Source organism: Undibacterium sp. SXout20W, from assembly GCF_049340285.1.
Taxonomy (GTDB): domain Bacteria; phylum Pseudomonadota; class Gammaproteobacteria; order Burkholderiales; family Burkholderiaceae_D; genus Undibacterium.
The window spans coordinates 16,079-36,381 of the sequence record NZ_JBMPPH010000031.1; the positions used below are offsets into that span (position 1 = coordinate 16,079).

A 20,303-nucleotide genomic window follows, 5' to 3' on the forward strand; every position below is an offset into this window, starting at 1 on the left:
GGTCTGAGCGACAATCCAAAAATAAAATTGACGCGCCGTATAGAAAACGGCGCGCTTCTTTCTACTTAGCAAAAAATTCGTCATGCACCAAACGCAATGCCAATTTGCGATCGGCTTGCTGTACCAGCATGTAAGCCGCCACCTCGCTGGCACCGGCGGCAGCCAGATTAACGCGCACGCCGCCCGCCAAGGCTGCAGACAACGCGCGGCTGGCAATTGCACTACCGACATCGGAAGCGTCCAATACGCCATCACCAACCACAGCAACGATTGCCACATCTGCATTACAACTCACTTCAACGACGCCGGCCAAATGATGCTCACTTAGCGCCTCATAGGCGGCATCCAGGTGATCACGAGCGAGCAAGATATTGATCGCAGTTTGCGCCGTCAACACACTCTTGATATTGATACCATGGCGATCTAAAGTGCTCGTCACCTGCGCCAAAATTCCAGATTTAAAACCTACGCCGGGACCATGCAACTTAAGAATCGCCACGTCTTCTGTGGAACTCACGCTTTTAACGACATCGCTCGTCACCTTGCGTTGTCCATCGATAATGGTGTACGGCTTTAAACCGCGTTCTGGGCGGGTGATATTTAAAATCCGGATCGGAATATCGCGGTCAAACAACGGCTCGACAGTGCGTGGATGTAAAATTTTTGCACCGAAATAAGAGAGCTCCGCCGCTTCCAGGTAATTCAGTTGTGAGATGGAACGCGGTGCGCTGACAGTGCCAGGATCTGCACTTAAAAAGCCATCCACGTCTTTCCATACATCCAGCGATTCTGCACCGATGCACGCGGCAATTGACGCCGCCGAGTAATCAGAACCACCACGGCCAAATAAGGTGGTTTTGCCATCTTTATCCACGCCATAAAAACCTGGCACGACAAAGACCACATTATCTGCCAGCGCTGTTGACACCGGCAATGTGCTGGCGGCAAAATCGCAGGCAGAATTGCCGAATACACCATCTGTCACCAGACCAATATCTTCAGGTAGCGCCTCACGCGCCGCAATACCTCTGCTCAGCAACACTTCTGTCAATAACAAGCTAGACAATCGTTCACCATAGCTCAAAATTGCGTCATTAACAAACGTAGGGACATCACCAATACAATGAATACCGGTCAGGAACCGATCCAATTGATCTAGCCGTTCGCCCAATGCTTCTTCGGTTCTATGGCGATGAGCAACATCGCTGATATTTGCTTCCAGAATTTCTTTCTTGAGGGCACGCAAAGTCTTGGTATAGTTTTGGCTCTCTTTCAATGCTGCCTTTGTTCCCGCTCCCTCTTTGGCCGCTTTGACACATTCAATCAGCGCATTTGTTATCCCAAAGAATGCCGACACGACTAACACCAAAGGCCGTTGATACGCTTGAACAACATTCACGACACGATCAATATCCTGCGGCTGACGCAAATTCGATCCACCAAATTTCACAACGATTTTTTTCATACCCAATTCCACAATGTATTAACTCAATGTACGCAATAGCAAGATATCGGGCGAAAACCCCCGCCGCGCTTACGTTTAAAGGGAATTGACGGCTTTCTCCTGCCCTATCCCCCATGCCAGGCAATAGGGTACTGCCACATGACGAAAGGGTCAATCGAAAGGGTCAATCGAAAGGTTCAATCCAAAGGTTCAATCCAAAGGCTCAATCAATGTGCCGTCGTTGTAGCGCAATGAACGATTGTTGTTAAATATCTAGTGATTATTTCTGAAAAAAAAGAAACATAAGCGCACATGTGCACTTATTTCCATACAGAAATGACAATTTGATCTATGTCATAGATGAGTCATATCGACTGCTTATAGTGCTGAGATTATTTTAATTTGAGACCATAAGTGAGCCTGCGATGCTAGATAAACAAATTAACAACGATGAACTGAGCGCACACATTCATCGTGATTTACTCGATGGATACGACGAAGAATTAGAGCTTGAAATCGAAGATCGTCATTATGAGCAAGAGCACGCAGGTGCAACACCACTGACGGAAGCCGAAAAAGAACAACGCCGTTTATATTTCCGCGAACTTTTCCGTCTGCAAGCAGAGCTGGTCAAATTACAGGATTGGGTCGTCGCTACCAAACATAAAGTCGTGATCTTATTTGAAGGACGCGATGCGGCTGGCAAAGGTGGCGTGATTAAGCGCATTACGCAACGTCTGAATCCACGTGTTTGTCGCGTCGCTGCATTACCTGCCCCCAATGACCGCGAACGCACGCAATGGTATTTCCAACGCTACGTTTCTCATTTACCGGCTGGTGGTGAAATCGTTCTGTTTGATCGCAGCTGGTATAACCGCGCCGGTGTTGAAAAGGTGATGGGATTTTGTACCGATGATCAATATGAAGAATTTTTCAGGACAACCCCCGAATTTGAACGTATGCTGGCCAGATCTGGCATTCAGCTGATCAAATACTGGTTCTCGATTTCAGACGAAGAACAAAGAGCGCGCTTTTTGGGACGCATCCACGATCCTTTAAAGCAATGGAAGTTGAGTCCGATGGACTTGGAATCACGTCGCCGCTGGGAAGACTACACGAAAGCAAAAGAAGTCATGTTGGATCGCACCCATATCCCTGAAGCACCGTGGTGGGTGGTCGAGGCGGACGATAAGAAAAAGGCACGCTTAAATTGCATTCATCATTTGCTCAACCAGATGCCTTATCAGGAAGTGCCACATCCAACAATCGAGCTACCACAACGGGAACGCCATGAGGAATATCTGCGCCATCCAGTGCCGGCAGAAATCATTGTTCCTAAAGTTTATTAAGAAAAATTTTAATTTATTTTTTTAATTTATTTTAAATTTATTTTTTACTTAGTTTATTCATTGCTTAGCTTATTCATTACTTTTTAAACGAATTTAAAGAGTAATTTGCATCAAATTATTTGGAGGTTCACCACATGAGCATCACTAATGCTGCCATACCTGGATTGTCAGGACAGACTGAAAAGAAAACGCTTAAGGACCATAAAACTGGTCCTGCCACGCTCATTATTTTTGCGACTTTGTTGATTGCTGGCCTGGCATTTACTTGCTACAGCCTGGTTTCAGACATGACAGGTATCAACTTGGGCGGCACCACGCTGTTGCCGTACATTCTGCTTGGCGTTGCCTTGCTGATTGCATTAGGTTTTGAGTTTGTGAATGGTTTTCATGATACGGCGAATGCTGTGGCGACCGTCATTTATACCAACTCCTTGCCACCAAACTTTGCGGTGATGTGGTCTGGCTTTTTTAACTTCCTCGGTGTGTTGTTCTCTAGCGGTGCGGTCGCCTTCGGTATTATTTCATTGCTCCCGGTCGAGTTGATTTTACAAGTGGGATCTTCCGCCGGTTTTGCGATGGTGTTCGCTTTGCTGATCGCAGCGATTCTTTGGAATCTGGGTACCTGGTGGCTAGGATTGCCAGCATCGTCATCGCATACGCTGATCGGCTCTATCATTGGCGTCGGTGTTGCCAATGCGATTATGCATGGCCGTGACGGCACAACAGGTGTTGACTGGGCCCAAGCAACCAAAGTTGGCTATTCTTTACTGCTATCACCATTAGTCGGCTTTTTCTGCGCTGCCATGTTGTTGTTGGTCTTACGTAAGTTGGTAAAAGCAAAAGAATTATACGAAGAGCCAGACACAAATACCCCACCACCATGGTGGATACGTGGCTTACTGGTGCTGACTTGCACTGGTGTGTCATTTGCACATGGTTCCAACGACGGTCAAAAAGGGATGGGCTTGATCATGCTGATCTTGGTTGGTACGGCACCAATGGCCTATGCGTTGAACCGCGCGATGCCAGTTGATCACATGACGCAATTTATCGCTGTCGCCCAGGTCACTGAACAATCCTTGCATAAGTACATTTTGCAAGATGCGCCAGCAGAACCTCGCAAGATTCTGGCGAACTATGTACGTACCAAACAAATGACACCAGAAGTATTGCCTGCACTCGCGGAAACAACGGGTAATATTGCTAAGCAAATTAAAGAAAACGGAACTTTGGCGAAAGTACCCACTGCACTGGTGTCTAATGTTCGCAATGATATGTTCCTGGCATCTGAAGCAATTCGCATTTTGGATAAAGACAGCAGTCTGCATTTTGATACTGACACCAAAGAAAACCTGACCGCGTTTAAACATCAGATTGATGATGCGACCAAATTTATTCCTTTATGGGTAAAAATTTCCGTCGCGATTGCACTAGGTTTAGGCACCATGGTGGGTTGGAAACGCATCGTCATCACTGTTGGTGAAAAAATCGGTAAGACCCACCTATCTTACGCACAAGGTGCTTCTGCTGAATTAGTGGCGATGTTGACGATTGGTGCTGCTGATATGTATGGCTTACCCGTTTCTACGACCCAGGTTTTATCCTCTGGCGTGGCCGGTACGATGGCTGCGAATCGTTCTGGACTGCAAATGTCAACGATCCGCAATTTGGCCATGGCATGGGTATTAACATTGCCAGCAGCGATGCTGTTGTCAGGCTCTTTGTATTGGTTATTTACGCATATTTTCTGATCAAATTGATCAAATCAGAAATTAGGTAGAAATTGAGCCGAAATTACGCAAAATTAGAGTAACAATAAAAAACTCGCTTTCAAAGCGAGTTTTTTATTGGAGGTAAGGTATTTTTTTTTGACCGGGTACAACCCGCGCTGATTGTTGATCTGTCCTCAATGGCGTGTTGCCCCTGCCCGATGAAAATCCGATCAACGATAACGACTATGGTGCGGGACGCGTCTTATGAAACACCAACGGGCTGTAGGGGACGGACGACGGCGGTGGAGCTTGCAGGATATGTTTCTTCATCGCACCAATGATATGCATCTCACAAGGCTTGCAATCAAACTTTAAGGTGTATTTTTCTTCACCCGTTACCAGGGTCATTGGCTCGGCTTTGACTTGCCCTTGCACACCTTTGACACCTTTGGCTTGCTTAGGACACAAATTGAAAGAAAAACGCAGGCAATGCTTGGTGATCATTAATGACACCTCACCCGGCTCTTCATGTGCTTCATAAGCTGCGGCGATCAATTGTACGCCATGCTTTTTATAAAATTCGCGTGCTTTGCTGTTGTAGACATTGGCGAGATAACTCAGGGTCGTTTCTGGATATGCAACCGGTGGGTCAACCGCTGGCGTGCGTTGTGGGCGTAACCATGCTTGTGAGCGCGCCAACATATGTGCGGCGACGACATCGCGGCGTAGTGCATTGATGACGGACGATGGCACAAACCATGGCTGGCGCAAACGCAAGTCAACATTCGCAGATTCAAACATGGTATTGCCCAATTTAGCGAGACTATCACGCAAGCCCGCTTCTGCTTTATCCGCCTGCTGCGCGGCTTGCAGATTCAATGCGATGCTCACCTCAGAATGCACACCATCTTCATCCGTGACTGCCAGACACAAGCCTTGCGCATCGTCAGACAAGGTAAGCCATACAGGAATCCGGCGTTCTGCAGATTTTTTGGTCAACGCGTGTTCCCAGCGTTGATCTCGATTGCGATTGATCAGCATACCAACTTTGAGACCAGCCAATTCACTGACTTTCTCATTGGGTGAAACGCGCCAAATGTCGCCATTCTCGCTCTTACCCATGTGTTCTACGGTATTAGCCTGGATGCCCATTACGTCACGTTTGAGCATGTAATTGAGGCCATCACCATTCGCCATTGGCTCATTCGTTTCAATTTCAAACCACGTGGTACCAATGCGGGTGACATACCCAAGGTGCAGGCCAACGTATTTGGGTGAATCGAACGCGCCGATATTCTCCAGACGCCCATTCGCAAAATAGTCGGTGTGGCCTCGATGAAAATTCTTATCCACATTCGGCGTAAAAGCAATTTGACTACGGCCGCTAGACGCACGTGTAAATTCTGGACGGCGTTCTAAGATCTCATCCAGCAGCACGCGATAATGTGCGGTGATGTTTTTGACGTACCCCATGTCCTTATAGCGACCTTCAATCTTCAACGATTGAATACCCGCATCAAGTAAGGCTTCCAGATTGCGGCTCTGGTCGTTGTCTTTCATCGACAACAAATGCTTTTCGTAAGCAACAACGCGCCCTTCGCCATCGGTTAAAGTATAAGGCAAACGGCACGCCTGTGAACAATCGCCGCGATTCGCGCTACGACCATTGTCAGCATGCGAGATATAGCATTGGCCTGAAAAAGCCACGCACAATGCGCCGTGCACAAAATACTCTAACGGTGTGCTCACCTCAGCTTTGATCGCTTTGATTTGCTCTATGGTTAATTCACGTGCCAGCACCAGTTGAGAGAATCCAACATCACCTAAGAATTTAGCTTTTTCGACGCCACGAATATCACACTGCGTACTGGCGTGTAATTGAATCGGCGGCACATCCAATTGCAATATACCCATGTCTTGTACGATCAAGGCGTCAACACCTGCATCGTAAAGCTGGTGGATTTGCTTGCGCGCAGGTTCTAATTCAGACTCATGCAAAATCGTGTTCATCGTCACGAAAATCCGCGCATGATAGCGATGTGCAAACTGCACCAGCTCAGCAATTTCAGAAATTTCATTGCTTGCATTGTGGCGTGCGCCAAATGAAGGACCGCCAATGTACACCGCATCCGCACCATGCAAGATCGCTTCTTTGCCTATCTCAATATTTTTGGCAGGAGACAGAAGTTCAGTTTGATTGACGAGCAAGCTCATGGCGATGACCAGTGTGACGAGGAAAGGGCGAAATTATAACGAAATCAAAGGCTTATGTCCTGATTGCTGCGTGTTTCATGCTGATTTTTAGTGCATTTACGGCAAATACCAATAGCAATCTGCAAAGTCTGGCCTTGAAATGGTAAAAAATAACCAAAAAGAACCAATTCAGCGTGTATTTTAAAGCGGTGGACAGATGACCACGTAAATTCATCTACAATTCATTTATGTTAATGTTGTCACTGAATTCCATTCCGGATTTACTCGTTGCTGTAAGTTTTTTGCGTCTATTTTTCGTCTATTTTTCGTCTATTTTTGCGACTATTCTCCATGCTTTTTTCCACACGCCGTCGATTTTTTCTGAGCGCTACAATGGCATCTGTAATGACGTGCCTGAGTTGCTTACTCGTCAGCTTCGATGCGACCGCACAATCAGTCTTACCTGAAAAATTCATTCTGAGCCTGCAAAAGGCCGGCGTACCGAGTAATGCCGTCGGCATCATGGTGTTGCCGGTCAGTGCAAGTAGTCTGGATGCGCCACGCATAGTGCAAAATCCTGACCTTGCAATGCGCCCGGCTTCGACCATGAAGTTATTGACCACGCTCGTCGCTTTAGACGAGCTGGGACCCGCCTTCCGCTGGAAAACACAAATACTCAGCGATGCACCGCTCACTGGCGATACGCTCAATGGCAACCTCTATATACACGGTGGCGGCGACCCCGATCTGAATATGGAAAAGCTTGGCGTCCTGCTGCGCAACTTGCGCAATCAAGGTCTGCACAATATCAACGGCAATATCATCGTTGATCGCAGCTATTTTCAACCAGAACGCTTAGATACGAATGCGCCGCCGTTCGATGAATTTCCTGATGCCTATTACAATGTGATTCCGGATGCGCTACTCATCCACAGCAATATCAGCTCAATAAATGTACAGTCAGACAATGACAAGATCAACGCTAGTTTGCTGACCCCACTGAGCAACACCACCATCATTAATCAATTAATGCTGAATAAAAAACCGTGTTCTGCATGGGAAAAGTATTGGCAAGTCCCTACCGTCATCGATAGTGACAATGCGGTCAATATTATTTTGAATGGAAGTTTTCCGCGCAATTGCAAAATCACTCAACATTTGAATATTTTAGACCGCAATCAATACATCGCGCATCTGGTTCGAGCTTTGTGGCAAGAACTCGGTGGCAGCTGGCAAGGACAAGTACTCGACGGTAAGACGCCTCTCAATGCACAGTTGCTTCTGGAACACAAATCTGAACCTTTGGCCGACCTCATACGAATCGTCAACAAGCATTCAGATAATGCGATGGCGCGCAGCATCTATCTGAGCCTCGGCGTACAAAACACGCAGCCGGGAGTCACAAGCGCACAAACAGCCGAGGCACGGATACGCACGTGGATGTTTCGGCATGGCATTAATGATGCTGGCCTGATACTCGAAAACGGTTCCGGCTTGTCTCGCAATGAACAAATCAGTGCCAGACAAATGGCGGGTTTACTACTCGCGGCGACACGCAGTAATTGGTTCCCGGAATTTGCCAGTAGCTTACCGATCGCAGGTACAGATGGCACGATGCGCAAACGCTTAAAAGACAGCCCCGCTGCACAAAATGCCAGAATTAAAACTGGTACCCTAAAAGATAGTGTGGCAATTGCGGGATATATACGTGATATGCACAATCAAAACTGGATCATCGTTGCGATGATTAATTCCGAAACAGCAGAAAAAGCCCGGACAGCACTTGATGTATTAATCGACTGGATTGCCACTGGAGACGACACACAGTGACGGCACGCGCAGGACAAAGTCTCAGCGTCGCTCACTTTGGCTTACCTTGCTTGGCGAAGCAAGAAAGGTAAGTGACTGCCGGGCAACACCCGGCTTCGCTCCAGCACGTTATTTAAACGAATGGAATCCAATTCCATTGCCCTCAGTATCGATGGCAAGCGCAATAAAACCAAACTGACCAATTGAAAACTTATTCTGAGTAAGTACGCCGCCTGCAGCAACAACACGACCCGCCTCAATTGCACAATCTTCACAACTAAAATAAATCAGAGTTCCTTCTTGATTTGGCTTTCTCGTTGGGTGTAGAACCAAGGCGCCGGTAGCACCTGGCGCTTCCTGACTCATTGGAAATGACACCATTTTCATTCCCGGAATAGGCGATGGCATGTCCGATAACTCTTGTGCAAGCACCGCTTGATAGAAACTCTTTGCGCGAACGATGTCTGATACATAAATTTCAAACCAACCAACTGGGTTTTGCATTTTTACTCCAATTAAAATATTCCTCATTAAGGACGTCAAGAAAATATTTCTGCTGACCGAACGTAGAATTTGATGACGGTCGCAGCGGCGACAACGTCACACTCTCAAGGTCAGTGCGGGTTCTCCCACCCTCAATAACTTTGCATGACAATGAAAACCACTACGATCACTGCTTCAAAATAAATTCGGCCAGCGTGCGAATGTCTTCATCCGATAAACTGCCATAGGCTGGCATCGGAACCGCTCCCCATCGCCCCGAACCGCCCTGACGGATATTGGTACTGACTTTATTTAAGGCTTGCGCATCATCCTTGTAATGCTTCGCAACCTCTTCATACGCGGGGCCGACAACTTTGCTATGAACCGCATGACAACCTAAGCAAGCATTGGCATTAAGCAGGCTCATGGCATCGTTCGTTTTCGCCTTGGCGACGGTTGCGACGGTTGCGACGGTTACCATCGGCGCCACTGTGGCAGCGGCCAGGTTAGCGCCGGCGGGCTCCGTACCATAGGTTGTTGCCAGAAAAACGCTAATTTGGGCGACTTCTGCGTCATCGATGGGGGCGCCATAGACACGCTGCATTTTAGTCACTTCTGCCGTCCACTGTTTCAAGTTCATGGTGCCCGGTTGCAAATTGATGTAGTCAACCGAATGACAAATCGCACATTTTTGCGTAGCGATGATGCGCCCCGGATGCGTGGACGGTTTGAGTTGTGCCGTTTCTGGCGGGAGTTGTATCTCTAATGGCGTCGAATGCGCAAAACTGGACATCACAACGCACAACAATGCCGGAAGTAAATAGCGTAATTTCATTGCGGGCTCCTAAGCAACGATGATAGTGGTGGACTCAATCACATTGCGCATGTAGCCGCCAGGATTCCAGCTTTGCTCTGTGGGTTGGGTCTCACCGCTATTGCTGGTTGCTCGGACAAGCAACTGCAATTCACCTGGCTGTGTCGGATTGATGGTATGTGTCCATTGTCTGAAAGAGAATTTGCCCAGGTCTTTGCCTAGTTTGGTGCTGTGCCAGGTTTTTCCCTGATCCATCGACAACTCCACTTTTTTAATCCCGGCACCACCATCAAACGCAATGCCTTGAATTTTCAGTCGCACGCCTTTCGCGACTTGTGCTTTGTCAGCCAGATTGGTAATAAAGGAACGGATCTTTAATTTACCAATGGGGTGTGTTTTCGGCGCTGCAGTGCCTGGCGCGACGCACTCACAAGAATTATCTGGTAAACGATAAGCGGTGCTCATGAAGAAGCCGTCATACACGTGATCGAGCACTTCAATTTGGTTCAGATGTTTGACCCAATAAGTGCCAAAATATCCCGGTACAATCAGTTTTAGTGGATACCCATTCAGAAACGGTAAATCTTCGCCATTCATCTGCCATGCAATAATCGGTTCGCCATTGAGTGCGTGTTCAATATCAAGCGCTTTGATAAATTGTGGCGTACTTGGCAAGACTGGTTCATCTAAGCCTTTAAAAGTTACCTGCTTGGCACCTTCCAAAACCCCTGCCTTTTCCAGCACTGCTTTCAGTGGAACCCCGCGCCAGCGCGCATTGCCCATAGAGCCATTGCCTAATTGCGCACCAAATACACGGGGCTCAGAAAAACCGCGACTGTTGCCGGAACATTGATTGACAGCGACCACTTCCACCGACGGTGCGATTGATTTGAGCTCAGCTAAAGACAATGACAATGGTCGATTCACTTTGCCACCAATGTTCAGGCGGTAGCTTCCCGGTTCGATCGCCAACGGCATATTTGCCAAATGATAACGGACAAAAAATGCGTCATTTGGCGTCAGGACAGATTCATTGAAAATCCTAAACGGTGTTTCCAGATGGGGCGGTCTGGTGGTGATCAACATGAGAGGTCGTTTTTGTGGATAACGCACCAAATCACGCGTCCCATTTTCAAATGCTTGTTGCTCCGTGTCTGCTGCCAGACTGCGCAGAGGTTGCGTCGCCAGGCCAGCGGCAGCGGCACCAGCCGTCAATAAAAATTGACGTCTGGCACCAGATTTCTGATGAGGATTGCTCATATCCACTCCTGTTAAATTTAACCCATCTTGAAACGCTCAATGTGTTTTATACCCACACTACGTTGCTTGGATAAGGATAATCATTAACAGGGTAAATCCCAAGCGGAATTTAATGAACCAGAATGACTAAGGCTCGATTTTTATTGGTTTGCAAATGGTTTGTGGATAGTTAGTCACAACCAGCTGCATGAGTTGCCATAGACCAAGATCTAAATTGCATATCGCGCCCGCAAGAGCTGCATCATCGCCACATTCAAGTCCCATGCATTGCTCACAATTTGGTTGGTGTACGGCAAAGTTTGCGTATAGGGCGCAGGGCCAAATTCTGGTGTGATCGTGATGTAACTGGCACCCTCAGCACGGCGCAGCGTAACAATGTCATCCCACCATGTTAAGTGCTGCTGCAAAGCAATTGCATGCTCTGGGGCACGAAAATCATTGACTTGCGGCCCCTGACTATGACCTACACGGGCATGAATATGCCGCACATGTGGGAACACTTTTTCAAGGGTCAGCGGCTGATCTTCCAATAATGATTCGCACGCGCAACACCAATGCGACAAATCGGCATTCAACGCCAGTCCCGGGCGCTGCTGCAAATACGGTAACAGTAACATTGGGTGGCCGCTAAAACGGCTACGATGAATTTCATGCACGATCGGAACACCTGTCTCTGCACTAATGTTATCAGCAAGATCCAGCAATTCACTATTTTGCGCGAAACTGTAAAAATCTTTCCCTGTATGCGTATTGACAAACAAAGGCTGCGCGCTACAAGCATTTAACAGCAATTCAGCCAGCGCCTGTTTGTGATCATTAAAATCAGTGTGAAATACCGTTTCCCATTGCTGCGCAATCAATTGCAAACCGGCATCCGCAATGGCTTTTACCCAAGCATCGCGCTCGGCTACGTCCATAGGGAGTGACATTTCTACGCCATCAAAGCCAGCATCCTTTACCTGCCGAATAAAATCATCGCGATCTAAATGTGCGCTCCCCCAATGCGGGGCGAAGAATAAAACGTGCTGTGTCATGGTGTCAGGTCGATGTCTGGTGAGTGAGCCTTAGCTTATGCCGTACCAAGCTTAAATGCAAATTCCCGGCGAAGGGAGGCTGGCTTGTTTCAAATTAAAACCCGCTGACTGGAAAACTGGCGTCACGCTGTATCCAATTCAACGGTGAATAATGGGTCGTACCATCAGTCACATGCAAAGTATACGCATGCCGCGATACCGGTGAACGATTGGGTGCACTGTAATGCGGAAGCAGGCCATGAAAGCAGACCAAAGTACCCGCCTTCACTTCTAATGGCACAGCAGTCGCATCGCCTGGCCATGGCAAGTCAGATAATTTTTCTACCGTGACGATATCGCCATGACGAACAAAACGTTCGCGCATTGGCGTTTTATGACCGCCTGGCTCCGCCCACAAACAACCATTTTCCAAAGTCGCATCTTCGAGAGCAAACCAGAAAGTTGTGACACTCACCGGATCGGTTTCAAAATACGTTGCATCCTGATGCCAGCGCACTTCACCACCGATACCCGGTTGTTTAAAAATATACATCGACTGCCAGATTTCTGGCTTGTGCAGTCCCAATTGCTGCGCAACTTTAGCTAAGGCAGGTCCACGTGAAAAGGCACTGAAAACGGGATCAAGGTCATGCATCGCATGTCCGATTTTATTGATCGATAAGGCTTTATCCTGTCCCAAATTACCAGTCTCATCAAACGCTTCTTCCTCAAAAAAGCAACTAATGTTATTGGCAGAGTTCAAAAAATAGTGGTCGATCTTCTTTTCTTGTTCTTTTGTGGTGAAGATCGAAGCGGAAGAGCTTGGATCAAAATCATTGACAATCATCGCTGCCCTGTCACGTAAGACAGCGATCTCGGCAAGCGTTTTAAAGTTCGGGATGATCAAATAGCCTTGCTCGTGAAAATGCGTAATTTGTTCCTGGTTAAGCATAAGGTCCCCGCGAAAATAGAATTAAATGAGTTTGATAAATGAGTGTGATAAATGAGTGTGATATCTGGCTTTGATCCTGCGCAAGTTTAAAGAATGTGAGCATTGCTCCACAATACAAATAATGGTTGACAGATTGTCTTCAATTTATTGACAATAAGAAAATGGATCAACTAAAAGCAATGGAGATTTTTGTTGAAGTGGCGCGTCAGCGCAGCTTTAGCGCCGCTGGCAAGCAGCTAGGGATCAGCCGTGCGCTGGTCAGTAAGCTGATCATGCAGCTCGAAGCGGAGCTCGGTACGCGCTTGTTACATCGCTCTACCCGTGAAGTTAGCCTGACTGAATCGGGTCACGCCTATTTGGAACCATGTAGCGCCAGCGTCGAACAAGCGAGACTTGCGCGCCTGGCCATTTCCCAATCTGCGAGTGAATTAGCGGGCGGCTTACGGGTACAAGCGCCAAGCAGTTTTGGTAGCGAATGGCTTGCCGATGCGATAGCACGGTTTGCGCTACGCCATCCGCAATTGCGAGCAAGCTTGCATGTTGATGACAATTTGCTCGATCCGTTTAAACACGGGTTCGATCTCAGCATACGCGTGGGTGGCATCCCTGATAGCCGCGGCTTACAAATGCGAACGTTGGCACCATGCCACGGAATTTTGTGTGCCAGCCCGGATTATCTGGCGCAGTTCGGGACGCCCGTCCATCCGACTGAATTGCTACAACATCGCTGCCTGCATTTCAGTCACCTGACGACCGGCGCAAGTTGGCGCTTTACAAGGACGGTTGGTGGGCATACCGAGCAAATCAGCGTCGACGTCACGCCCAGCTTTAGTTCTAATAACGGTAAAGTACTGCATCAGGCGGCGCTGCGTGGCGCAGGTATCGTGTATGACACAACGTTTCTGGCGTGGCGTGACTTGCTTAACGGCCATTTAGTGCCGGTATTAAGTGACTGGGAATTACCTTTAAATAATTTGACGGCGCTGTATCCATCCACCCGCAAAGTTGCACCAAAAATCCGCGCTTTGATTGATTTTCTGGTAGACGAATACCAGCCAGAACCCGCCTGGGACAAAGCACTACGGGAAAGATCTTAATCCGAAAAAAGAGACGGTTTACTTGATTGCGGCATGCGATGCGCCTATAAATGATGCATAGTGACGCTTGATGTCGCTTGGTGTCACTCGATGCCGCTAAGATCTGTCTCAGGCGTAGAGAGCACACTATTTTTCAAATAAAATGTGTTGTGTAGATACAGCTTTTTTGGAAAATGATTCCAAAAAGCAAAATTTTTGCTCGAATGGATGTAACATACACGTTACCATGAAGAAATATTTTTTGTTATGAAAACGCGTTATTACCCATAGCGCTACTCAATTCTCCGATCATAAAGGTGAGCATGCTAGCGTTTCTCAAAGACTGGATAAAAATCCTCACCGTCACCTTTACCGACAAACATTTCCTGACGTGGTTTATTCCGCTGATCACCATTGCCATCGTTGTAATTTCGGTTTTATTCGAAATGATGGGATTCGACCAGACAATCCAGATTGCCCACTTTTATAGCAATAGTTGCCGAAATTTGACCGACAAAGAAGCCTTGGTTTTGTTGTTGGTGATGTTCGTTGCGATGTTGACAGCAGTGATGACCGTCGGCGAGTTAATCATTTTTGCTGACAATCGACGCCAGGGACATCCGATTCAATATTTTAGTTTTATTCTCACGACCTGCACGGCAATTCTGGCGTTGACCCTGACGTTTGTGCTCACCAAAGAATGGTGCAAATCGTTCTGAAATTTGTCTGCATGCAATGAAAACCGCGCACTGTCTTGCGTTGCCATTCAATATATACTCTCCCAGAGTATAATAAACCCCCCAGTCTACAGGCCTTACTTCTCAATGATAAACCGTCTTAATTGATGGTCAACATGGGGGAGTATGCGAATTCCAAAGGTGAATCGTCAGGAGACTTGGTGTGATGCACAAGAAAAACTGGTTTGCTGCACGGTTATGCAGTAGCATCTCAGGTCTTTCGTACTCAGGCGACTTTTAACGCATGTTTTCGCTTACCGCATTAATTCAATACTTCCAAAGCCGTCTGCCACGCAAGCGCACCACCAGCAATGGATCGCGGATCTTATTGCAGTTTCCATTGCAGGTTATATTGCAGGTTATATTGCCATTAAGCCTCGTATTTATCGTTGGGTCGATTGGCGGGTGTAGCACGAATAAGGTGAACAACCCAGAAGCGATTAAGCCAGTTGTTACGACGCCTCCCGTCAGCCTCAACGCCAGTATCATCGCCAACGCCCCGCTCCCGGATCAGCCTCCGGGCACAGAAGCACCAGCGACGCCGCGTGAATTTCGCGCTGTCTGGGTATCAACGGTCGCCAATATCGATTGGCCTAGCAGGCGCGATTTGAGCAGTGATAAACAAAAAGCAGAAATCATCGCTATCCTGGATCAAGCGGTACAACTCAAGTTAAATACCATCGTGTTGCAAGTCCGACCTGCAGCCGATGCCATTTACCCATCGGCGATCGAACCGTGGTCAGAGTTTTTGACCGGTGAGCAAGGCCGCCCGCCATTTCCCTATTATGATCCACTGCAATTCTGGATCGAGCAAGCGCATGCCCGTGGTTTGGAACTACATGCATGGTTCAATCCTTTCCGTGCCAGAACTGCCGTCTCCAAGAGTAATGCCGCAAAAAATCACATCAGCAAAACCATGCCCGATGTCGTTAAACAATACGGCGATTTATCATGGATGGACCCCGGTGAGCCAGCGGCTACTCAACAAACACTGGCAGTGATTACTGACGTCGTACATCGCTACGATGTCGATGGCATTCACATTGATGATTATTTTTATCCTTATCCAATTAAGGGATCGAATGGGAATGAACTTGACTTCCCAGATGAAAATTCGTGGCAAAAATACGTGAGTGGCGGCGGTACCTTAAGCCGAACCGATTGGCGACGTTCTAATGTCAATCAATTGGTCGCATCAATTAACCAGGCAGTGCATCAAGAAAAGAGCTGGGTAAAGTTTGGTATCAGTCCATTCGGCATCGGCCGTCTCGACAAAATGCCCGCTGGCATTACAGGCTTTAGCCAATATGACAAACTCTATGCGGACGTAGAATTGTGGTTGGCACATGGCTGGCTCGATTATTTGTCGCCTCAATTGTATTGGCCGATCAATCAAGCACCACAAGCGTTTAAGGTCTTGCATGCCTATTGGCAATCACAGAACCCGCAACAGCGTCATATTTGGCCGGGTCTATACACGAGCCACATTGATAATTCTGAACACTCGTGGAGTGCCGATGAGATTCTGAATCAGGTTGATGCGTTGCGCGAACAAGGCGGTGACGGCCATGTCCATTTTAGCCTCATCAGCCTCAAGCAAAATCGCAAGAATATCAGCCAGCGTCTGGCTGCCGAAAAATACACGTCGCAGGCGTTGGTACCCGCCTCACCATGGTTGGAAAACACTAATATCGCCCCACCTCAGCTTAGTCTGTCTGACGACAAAAAAACCGTGACGATCAAGCTTGCCGATCCTGTTAACACGCGCTGGTTGGCGATCTGGAAACGCACGGATCAACAGTGGTTATTTTCGGTACAAGCAGCGAGCAAACTCACGATCGATCTGACGACGCCTGCGCCCTATCTGGCGAGCTTTACACCGCGAAAAATTAGCGTGATGGCGATTAATCGTTCAGGGCAGGAAAGTATCAAAGGCAGCCTACAACTACCGTAGGCTTGCATTTTTGCGACTGCAGATTGCGACTGCAGATTGCGACTCAATCGATACGCAAATACTGCGCACGGACGACTGCCACATCACCGAGATTAAAATGCCACCATTCGCTATGAATACCATGGAAACCCGCGCCCAGCATCACTGTGCGTAAGATGTCGCGGTTCGCTACATGCTGTAGCGTTATTTTCTTTTCTGCCAGCAGAGTCGCTTCTAGATCAGGATGGGATTTTTCAGAAAACTCATCGAACGCACTGCCCATATCAATTTCATGTCCAGTCCGGTCAACCAAGGTAACATCAACCGCCATGCCAAAAGAATGAATGGAGCCGCGAGCCGGGTCTGCCACATACAACTGCAATGGCGTGCCGGCGAGATGTTGCCATAACATCTCCTGTACCCGATGCGGCCGCAAAGCATCTAGCACCAGTAAGGTCCATTCCGGATACGATATCGCCAATAGTTGGACGGCACGCTGTAGCGCCGCAGCCGCTTCCTTATGCAGCCACGCACAATCGACATCACCATACAAATCGCGTCCGACAAAATTATTGACGCCGACATAACGCAAATCCACCGCGATGCCAACGATACTATTCAGGCGACAAAAATCAGGATGTTCCGGCAGCAATTCACAACGCATCAAACTATTTCCCGTCTTATTTTTTGCTATTTTGTCTGGCATCAGGAGCGATATCCAAATAACGCCAATTGGTGAAATTAACAGGATGGCGCCGAAAATTTTGCAGCCAAGGTTGTGTCACATCCGCCGACAAAGGATGGGTACGCAACACCCACGGATTATAAGCGTGTATCAACAAGGCCATTTGGCGATACAAATGGCGCCGCTCAGGCGAATCGGCCATGGTCTGTGATTGCTCATAAAGCCGATTAAACGCGGGCAAATTGAAACGCGCATAATTGGCGCGGCCGACATTACCGCCATACAACAACTGATAAAAATTCTCACCATCCGGAAAATCGGCGATCCAATCTGCTTCCGTCATTTGCACTTTTCCGAGACGGGCTGCGTGAATAATTTCAGAGTGTTTATCTGCTTTAAATTGGATATGAATACCAAGTGCATCCATGTTTTTACGCCAGACTTCGTCGCGCAAGCGGCCGGATGCATTCGCTTCCGTATGCATCAACAATTGTAAAGGCTGACCATCTGGCAAACGGCGATAATGATCGGCGCCGCGTTGATAACCAAAATGATCAAGCAAAGCGTTGGCGAGTTGGATATCGTATTGCACAGGGCTGACAAAATTGGCGTCGTAGCCAAGCACACTTGGTGGCAACGGCGATTGCGCCTGAATCGCCAGGCCTTTTTCCATCAGACTGATGTCTTCTTTACTGTTGTACGCCAATGCAATCGCGCGTCGTAAGGCAATTTTTTCCGGGGTATAACCGCCCAGCACCGGGTCTTCCATGTTCATCCACATGTAGTAGGTTTGCAAGGTGGGGAACATGCTGAGTTGTATACCTTGTTGCTGCAATTCCGGCTTTAGCTTGCCGCCTTTCAGAACCATTTCTGCCAATGGTGGTGGCACTTGTTCCAGAAAATCAAATTCGCGATTCAAGAAGCCTAAAACACGTGCCTGTTGCTCTTCAACGATGCTGATCTCTACCTTGTCGACCAGCGGTAAGCTTTGACCTTTTAAGCGTGCCGCAATGGCTTTTGCCACCGGATCACTTCCGGGATCTGCCTCAAACGGCGTTGTCCTATATTGTGGATTCTTGCTCAATTCTATTTGAAAACTGCGCTGCCACTGAGTGACCATAAATGGCCCGGTACCGACTGGATGATTTCCAACTTGATTACCATAGGTATCCACAACTTCTTTGGCAACCGCACCCGTGGCAGTGGTCGCTAAGATAAATAAAAAATTGGTATCCGGCGCATTCAAACGAATTTGAATCGTATATTTATCGAGCGCTTGCAAACCAGCAATCTGCGTTTGCATATCAAATTTTTTCCCTGCTGGCAGCTTATCAGCGCGTAACTTTTCATCGCCCAACAATTTGCCTTCGAACATAAATAACCAGGGCGATTTAAGACTGGGGTCATACAGACGTTTGATCGCATACACATAATCTTGGGCGACCAGTTCTCTGGTCTGGTGATGAAAAGCAGGATCTGGTGCAAACATGATGCCGTGCTGTAAATGCATAACATAGGTTTTGCCGCCATCGCTGATGGTGGGCATCGCAGTCAATGTGTTTACTTTTAATTTCAGCGGTCGTGCCAGATAATCGTAGGCCAGCATAGGCTCGAAAATATTTTCATTGATACTGGCCGTGGTGATGTCCGATGCGACCGCCGGGTCCATGACACTTTCTTGCTTGGTCAATAAAACGTGTAAGGTTTTGAGTGGTGCTGCCGCACATAGCATCGTCGCCGTCACTAAACTCAGTGCTACTGCACTACGCCATAAAACACTTAATTTCATTCTTCTTTCCTGTTCAGGTTGTGCATGCACCGTCACTATTATGAGCACTTATGCGTTACATAAAACCATTCTTCACCCGGCGCTGCGCCATCATCCGGAAAAATCATACGACCATCCCGTTCTGCACGTAATTCAGAACCATCGTGGCGTAGTGCCAGTAAATCACCCTGCTTAATGTCATCAAAACTTTGCCAGTCACGGACGAAACGATCTTGAACATGATAGCGATCGATCACATCATAAATATGCAAGCTTTCGAGCTGTTGTGCGAGCGGTGGTTCGCCCTCAATCAAGCCCAGGTAAGTCAGCGTATTGATGATGGCACGATAAGCGACGTCAGGCGCATGCGGATCCGTATGCGAACCACATTCTAAGGTAACGCCATAGCCGCCGACGGATCGCATGTACTCCGTCGTCCCTACGCCAAACTGGGCGCCGGCGTTCGCTAATTCGGTCACATTTTCCGTACCTGACAAGCGTTGCTGACGTCGCGCTACGCCACGCGCATAGGTGCTTAGCCAGCCATCGACCAGGCGCGTCACCCCCAAACGATGCGCCATCGCCCGTTCTGCGTCGGCGTGTTGAAAGGCTTCGAGTGCATCCGAATTATTATGTGGCCCCACCATCACAAACGCATCGCCACCGCCAACAAATGAGTGCAAATCTAACAGCACTTCATGCTCAGCCAGTAAAGGGCAAAGCCAGTTGGCGATATGATCTTCAAATTCCGACGGCGTTGAGGTAGGTAATAAGCGGCGATTTAAATTACGGTCTCCCTGCCGCTGGCCAAAATGAAAAGCTAGTGGGTTGGTCACTGGTACCAAAGTTAAATTCCCGGCAATGAGTGTAATTTTTCCAGAATCAATTTCTGTCATCAAACGTCGAATCGCCAGCGTGCCACAAGTTTCATTGCCATGTACCGCGCCGGTAATAATAAGACTGGTACCAGCCACCGGCGAGCAATAGCGATGGCTATTAAAGGTCATCGGTGGGACAGTAGAAGTAAGGGGTTTCGTCATGTATTTTCCATCAGACTTGAATTCATTACGGCGCA

The 20,303-nt window shown here is 47.9% G+C and carries 16 protein-coding genes; 6 read left to right on the forward strand and 10 right to left on the reverse strand.

Going from position 1 to position 20,303, the window contains the following annotated elements:
• Positions 1-61: 61 nt before the first annotated feature.
• Positions 62-1,465 carry an aspartate kinase gene (locus ACO0K1_RS14615; protein WP_423026971.1) on the reverse strand — a complete coding sequence of 468 codons (1,404 nt, stop codon included), beginning with the start codon at positions 1,463-1,465 and terminating at the stop codon, positions 62-64.
• 404 nt (positions 1,466-1,869) lie between these two features.
• Here ACO0K1_RS14615 and ppk2 point away from each other — a divergent pair, with 404 nt between their 5' ends.
• Positions 1,870-2,793 (forward strand): polyphosphate kinase 2, encoded by a 924-nt coding sequence (gene ppk2, locus ACO0K1_RS14620; RefSeq protein WP_423026973.1) that lies wholly within the window; start codon positions 1,870-1,872, stop codon positions 2,791-2,793.
• 134 nt (positions 2,794-2,927) lie between these two features.
• Positions 2,928-4,544 (forward strand): inorganic phosphate transporter, encoded by a 1,617-nt coding sequence (locus ACO0K1_RS14625; RefSeq protein WP_423026975.1) that lies wholly within the window; start codon positions 2,928-2,930, stop codon positions 4,542-4,544.
• 204 nt (positions 4,545-4,748) lie between these two features.
• Here the strand turns inward: ACO0K1_RS14625 and ACO0K1_RS14630 are convergent, their stop codons facing one another.
• The gene (locus ACO0K1_RS14630; protein ID WP_423026977.1) at positions 4,749-6,719 is read right to left on the reverse strand and encodes a peptidase U32 family protein; all 1,971 of its coding nucleotides are present in this window, start codon (positions 6,717-6,719) and stop codon (positions 4,749-4,751) included.
• A gap of 372 nt (positions 6,720-7,091) precedes the next feature.
• On the opposite strand from ACO0K1_RS14630, the gene dacB reads away from it, so the two are divergent.
• Positions 7,092-8,528: a D-alanyl-D-alanine carboxypeptidase/D-alanyl-D-alanine endopeptidase gene (gene dacB / locus ACO0K1_RS14635; protein WP_423026979.1), complete on the forward strand. Its 1,437-nt coding sequence runs from the start codon at positions 7,092-7,094 to the stop codon at positions 8,526-8,528.
• A 108-nt stretch (positions 8,529-8,636) separates the two neighbouring features.
• Here dacB and ACO0K1_RS14640 read toward each other — a convergent pair whose 3' ends face one another.
• The 5 genes from ACO0K1_RS14640 to ACO0K1_RS14660 form a co-directional block, all read right to left on the reverse strand.
• Positions 8,637-9,011 carry a VOC family protein gene (locus ACO0K1_RS14640; protein WP_423026981.1) on the reverse strand — a complete coding sequence of 125 codons (375 nt, stop codon included), beginning with the start codon at positions 9,009-9,011 and terminating at the stop codon, positions 8,637-8,639.
• Positions 9,012-9,177: 166 nt separating this feature from the next.
• A complete protein-coding gene (locus ACO0K1_RS14645; protein ID WP_423026983.1) occupies positions 9,178-9,825 on the reverse strand; it encodes a c-type cytochrome in 648 nt (215 codons plus the stop codon).
• A 9-nt stretch (positions 9,826-9,834) separates the two neighbouring features.
• Complete coding sequence (locus ACO0K1_RS14650; RefSeq protein ID WP_423026985.1) at positions 9,835-11,064, reverse strand: molybdopterin-dependent oxidoreductase; 1,230 nt, start codon at positions 11,062-11,064, stop codon at positions 9,835-9,837.
• Between the two features lie 209 nt (positions 11,065-11,273).
• Positions 11,274-12,098 (reverse strand): sugar phosphate isomerase/epimerase family protein, encoded by an 825-nt coding sequence (locus ACO0K1_RS14655; RefSeq protein WP_423026987.1) that lies wholly within the window; start codon positions 12,096-12,098, stop codon positions 11,274-11,276.
• 94 nt (positions 12,099-12,192) lie between these two features.
• A complete protein-coding gene (locus ACO0K1_RS14660) occupies positions 12,193-13,029 on the reverse strand; it encodes a phytanoyl-CoA dioxygenase family protein (RefSeq protein WP_423026989.1) in 837 nt (278 codons plus the stop codon).
• A 161-nt stretch (positions 13,030-13,190) separates the two neighbouring features.
• Here ACO0K1_RS14660 and ACO0K1_RS14665 point away from each other — a divergent pair, with 161 nt between their 5' ends.
• The 3 genes from ACO0K1_RS14665 (at position 13,191) to ACO0K1_RS14675 (ending at position 16,796) form a co-directional block, all read left to right on the forward strand.
• Positions 13,191-14,126, forward strand: a complete 936-nt coding sequence (locus tag ACO0K1_RS14665) for a LysR substrate-binding domain-containing protein (RefSeq protein ID WP_423026991.1) — start codon at positions 13,191-13,193, stop codon at positions 14,124-14,126.
• Positions 14,127-14,428: 302 nt separating this feature from the next.
• A complete protein-coding gene (locus ACO0K1_RS14670) occupies positions 14,429-14,824 on the forward strand; it encodes a hypothetical protein (protein WP_423026993.1) in 396 nt (131 codons plus the stop codon).
• Between the two features lie 262 nt (positions 14,825-15,086).
• Positions 15,087-16,796, forward strand: a complete 1,710-nt coding sequence (locus ACO0K1_RS14675; RefSeq protein ID WP_423026995.1) for a glycoside hydrolase family 10 protein — start codon at positions 15,087-15,089, stop codon at positions 16,794-16,796.
• A 43-nt stretch (positions 16,797-16,839) separates the two neighbouring features.
• Here the strand turns inward: ACO0K1_RS14675 and ACO0K1_RS14680 are convergent, their stop codons facing one another.
• Genes ACO0K1_RS14680 through ACO0K1_RS14690 form a run of 3 tightly spaced genes read right to left on the reverse strand, consistent with a single transcriptional unit; the run spans position 16,840 to position 20,268 of the window.
• Positions 16,840-17,481: a M15 family metallopeptidase gene (locus ACO0K1_RS14680; protein ID WP_423026997.1), complete on the reverse strand. Its 642-nt coding sequence runs from the start codon at positions 17,479-17,481 to the stop codon at positions 16,840-16,842.
• A complete protein-coding gene (locus tag ACO0K1_RS14685) occupies positions 17,456-19,249 on the reverse strand; it encodes an ABC transporter substrate-binding protein (protein WP_423026999.1) in 1,794 nt (597 codons plus the stop codon). Before ACO0K1_RS14685 ends, ACO0K1_RS14680 begins: the two co-directional genes overlap by 26 nt.
• A 38-nt stretch (positions 19,250-19,287) precedes the next feature.
• Positions 19,288-20,268: a succinylglutamate desuccinylase gene (locus tag ACO0K1_RS14690; RefSeq protein ID WP_423027001.1), complete on the reverse strand. Its 981-nt coding sequence runs from the start codon at positions 20,266-20,268 to the stop codon at positions 19,288-19,290.
• Between the last annotated feature and the right edge of the window lie 35 nt (positions 20,269-20,303).